The following is a 2,268-nucleotide window of genomic DNA, read 5'->3' on the forward strand; positions in this document are numbered from 1 at the left end:
CGTCGCCTCGCTCGACATTCTGGGCAATGTCATCCCCTACATCGCCAAAGAAGAAGAAAAGATGGAAGAGGAGACGCGCAAGCTGCTCGGGCGATTGAACGGTGATCATGTCGAGCTAGCGGCATTCAGCATGACGGCACATTGCAATCGGGTAGCAGTTGAGGACGGCCACACCGAGTCGGTTTCCGTGAAGTTGCGGCAGAAAGCGGAGGCCGCCGACATCGTAGCTGCGTTCAACAATTTTCGTTCGACTCCGCAGCAGCTCCAATTGCCACTGGCGCCGGCGCAACCTCTCGTCTATGACGATGCGCCTGACCGTCCGCAGCCCCGCTTCGATGTAGACCGCGGTAATGGAATGACGGTAACGGTTGGACGCCTGCGTCCATGCGGCGTTCTGGACTACAAGTTCACCGTGCTCTCGCACAACACCATCCGCGGCGCGGCGGGAGCGGCGCTGCTCAACGCCGAACTCCTCAAGGCGCAAGGCTATCTTTCGTGACCCGCGACCTGCCACATCTTGCGGTGGTGGTCCTCCACCCCAACGAGCGCAAAAGCGGCGCTCATTGGGGGCCCCGGATGCGGCCGTGATCGTCATGAAGTTCGGGGGCACCTCGGTCGAGGATGCCACCGCCATCGACCGCGTCGCCAGCATCGTAAAGTCGCGTTTGCCCGAGCGACCGTTCGTGGTGGTCAGCGCCATGGCCAAAGTAACCGACCAGTTGCTCGCCATGGCCGCTGCTGCCGGACGAGGCGAACGCGAGCAGGCGCTCGACGGCTGCCGCACTCTTCGCGAGCGCCATTACAACACCGCCGGGGAGTTGCTGGGCACGGGCCTGCACACCGACTTGCACACCGATCTCGGCGCCGAGTTCGACTCGCTCGATGAACTGCTGCGCGGCATCGTCGCCGTGGGAGAGCTAACGCCTCGCACCTCCGACTACGTCGTTTCCTTCGGTGAGCGGCTGTCCAGCATGATTGCCACTCCTGCATTTCTCGCTCGCGATATTCCTGCGATATTAGTCGATGCGCGAGAGGTCATCATCACCGACGCGCAGCACAGCCGGGCCGTCCCTCAAGTCGACGAAATCAACGACCGTTTACAGGACCGCGTCGAGCCGCTGATCGAGCAGGGTCGCGTGCCGATCATGGGCGGCTTCATCGGCGCGACGCGTGAAGGAGTGCCGACAACGATAGGCCGCGGCGGTTCGGACTTTTCAGCCGCGCTGGTTGGCGCAGGTTTGGGCGCCGAGCGTATCGAAATCTGGACCGACGTGGACGGCATCAAGACCACCGACCCGCGCATCTGTGCCGACGCGCGCCGCATAAAGGTCATCAGCTTCGAAGAGGCCGCCGAGCTCGCTTACTTCGGCGCCAAGGTATTGCATCCCGCGACCGTGCTTCCAGCGGTCGAGAAGAACATCCCGGTGCTGGTGCTGAACTCCCGCAATCCGGCGAACGAAGGCACGCGGATTCTGTCGCGCACCCCGCGCTCGCGCTCGCTGTTCAAAGCTATCGCCGCCAAGAACCGCATCACCATCATCGAGATCGTCGCCGCACGCATGCTCATGGCGCACGGCTTTCTCGCCAAGGTGTTCGAAATCTTCGCCCGTCATCGTTGCGCGGTGGACGTCGTTTCCACCTCGGAGGTCAGCATCTCGCTCACCGTCGATTCGCACGAGGCCATCCCGCAGATCGCCGCCGACCTCGAGCAGCTCGCTTTCGTGAAGTATTCGGGCCGCAAAGCTATCGTCTGCCTGGTTGGCGAAAACATCCGCGAGACCGCCGGGGTTGCGGCGCAGGTCTTCGACGCCATTCGCGACATCAACGTGCGCATGATTTCCCAAGGGGCGTCGGAGATTAATCTTACCTTTGTGATTGACGAAGCCGACGTCCCTGAAGCCGTGCGTCGACTGCATGCCAAGTTCTTCGCTGAGGTTGATGCTGAGGTGTTCGATTGAGTGACTGCACGCTCAACTTGCTCGTGCTGGGGCGAGGTAAGACTGGATCTCTGGTTGCCGATGTCGCGCGCGAACGCGGCCATCGCGTGCACAGCATTGAAGCGGAGGACAATCCCAATTCCGCCTGGCTTACGCCGGAGAACCTGCGCGCCTTCGACGTGGTCATCGACTTCACCACGCCGCATGCCGTGCTGGCGAACATCGAGGCTTGCCTGCGAGCGAAGAAAGCGTTAGTCGTAGGAACCACCGGCTGGTACGGCGAGATGGAGCGGGTTCGGACCGCCGTGGCGGAAGCTGAAACTGGATTCGT

2 protein-coding genes and 1 pseudogene are annotated in these 2,268 nt (G+C 62.1%); all 3 read left to right on the plus strand.

Annotated features, from left to right (window positions below; genetic code table 11):
* On the plus strand, nucleotides 1–499 hold a 499-nt coding region (locus VJX68_RS16400), incomplete at its 5' end, for an Asd/ArgC dimerization domain-containing protein (RefSeq protein WP_324096796.1).
* A 94-nt stretch (nucleotides 500–593) separates the two neighbouring features.
* The gene (lysC, locus tag VJX68_RS16405; RefSeq protein ID WP_324096797.1) at nucleotides 594–1,958 is read left to right on the plus strand and encodes a lysine-sensitive aspartokinase 3; all 1,365 of its coding nucleotides are present in this window, start codon (nucleotides 594–596) and stop codon (nucleotides 1,956–1,958) included.
* A pseudogene (locus VJX68_RS16410) lies at nucleotides 1,955–2,268 on the plus strand (4-hydroxy-tetrahydrodipicolinate reductase); the annotation flags it as partial. The gene lysC and the pseudogene VJX68_RS16410, both read left to right, overlap by 4 nt.

This window comes from Binatus sp. (SeqCode), assembly GCF_035272065.1.
Classification (GTDB): domain Bacteria; phylum Desulfobacterota; class Binatia; order Binatales; family Binataceae; genus Binatus.

Bases quoted from the DNA above. Each gene is read 5' to 3' on its own strand.
- lysC (WP_324096797.1), top strand. From the start codon at position 594: ATGAAGTTCGGGGGCACCTCGGTCGAGGATGCCACCGCCATCGACCGC.